This is a genomic window from Streptomyces sp. NPDC038707, from assembly GCF_040636485.1.
Lineage (GTDB): Bacteria > Actinomycetota > Actinomycetes > Streptomycetales > Streptomycetaceae > Streptomyces.
Genome location: NZ_JBEZUP010000106.1, coordinates 1 through 1,240, shown reverse-complemented (window position 1 = coordinate 1,240; position 1,240 = coordinate 1). Strand labels below are relative to the sequence as shown.

Below are 1,240 nucleotides of genomic sequence, written 5' to 3'. Positions count from 1 at the left end.
TGTGAAGTACGTGCCCGACGCCACTGGCGACCGGCACTTCGCCGATGACCTGACCGTCGACCGCGACGACGTGGACGGTCTGCTCTCCGAGCTGGACGAGTACGCGGTCGAGCAGGCCCTGCAGATCGCGGAGAACGCGGACGACGCCGAGGTCACCGTGCTCACGGTCGGCCCCGAGGACGCCAAGGACGCGCTCCGCAAGGCCCTGTCGATGGGTGCGGACAAGGCCGTTCACGTCGAGGACGACGACCTGCACGGCACCGACGCCATCGGCACCTCCCTGGTGCTGGCGAAGGCCATCGAGAAGGCCGGTTTCGACCTGGTCGTCTCCGGCATGGCCTCCACCGACGGCACCATGGGCATCGTCCCGGCGCTGGTCGCCGAGCGCCTGGGCGTCCCGCAGGTCACCCTGCTGTCCGAGGTCTCCGTGGAGGACGGCACGGTCAGGGGCCGCCGTGACGGTGACGCCGCCTCCGAGCAGCTCGAGGCGCAGCTGCCCGCGGTCGTCTCCGTGACCGACCAGTCCGGTGAGGCCCGCTACCCGTCCTTCAAGGGCATCATGGCGGCCAAGAAGAAGCCGGTGGAGTCCTGGGACCTGTCCGACCTGGACATCGAGGCCGAGGAGGTCGGCCTGGACGGCGCGTTCACCCAGGTCGAGTCCGCGACCGAGCGTCCGGCGCGCACGGCCGGCACCATCGTCAAGGACGAGGGCGAGGGCGGCAAGCAGCTCGCTGAGTTCCTCGCGGCCCAGAAGTTCATCTAAGGGCCCGCCCCGCCGACCGCCCCTCAACTTCGTTACGCAGGAGAGCAATCCCATGGCTGAAGTCCTCGTCTACGTCGACCACGTGGACGGTGCCGTCCGCAAGCCCACCCTGGAGCTGCTGACCCTGGCCCGCCGCCTCGGCGAGCCCGTCGCCGTCGCGCTGGGCAACGGCGCCGCCGACACCGCCGCCACCCTCGCCGGGCACGGCGCGGTCAAGGTGCTCACCCACGACGCCGCCGAGTACGCCGAGTACCTGGTCGTGCCGAAGGTGGACGCGCTGCAGGCCGCCTATGAGCAGGTCTCCCCGGCCGCCGTGCTGGTCCCCTCCTCCGCCGAGGGCAAGGAGATCGCCGCCCGCCTGGCGCTGCGCATCGGTTCGGGCGTCATCACCGATGCCGTCGACCTGGAGGCCGGCGAGGAGGGCCCGGTGGCCACCCAGTCGGTGTTCGCCGCGTCCTTCACCACCAAGTCCCGGGT

At 71.1% G+C, this 1,240-nt stretch carries 1 protein-coding gene and 1 pseudogene; both read left to right on the top strand.

Going from position 1 to position 1,240, the window contains the following annotated elements; all coding sequences use genetic code 11:
- The first annotated feature begins 1 nt into the window (after window position 1).
- Window positions 2–763 carry an electron transfer flavoprotein subunit beta/FixA family protein gene (locus tag AB0E62_RS40030; RefSeq protein ID WP_362206075.1) on the top strand — a complete coding sequence of 254 codons (762 nt, stop codon included), beginning with the start codon at window positions 2–4 and terminating at the stop codon, window positions 761–763.
- Window positions 764–815: 52 nt separating this feature from the next.
- Window positions 816–1,240: pseudogene (locus tag AB0E62_RS40025) on the top strand (electron transfer flavoprotein subunit alpha/FixB family protein); the annotation flags it as partial.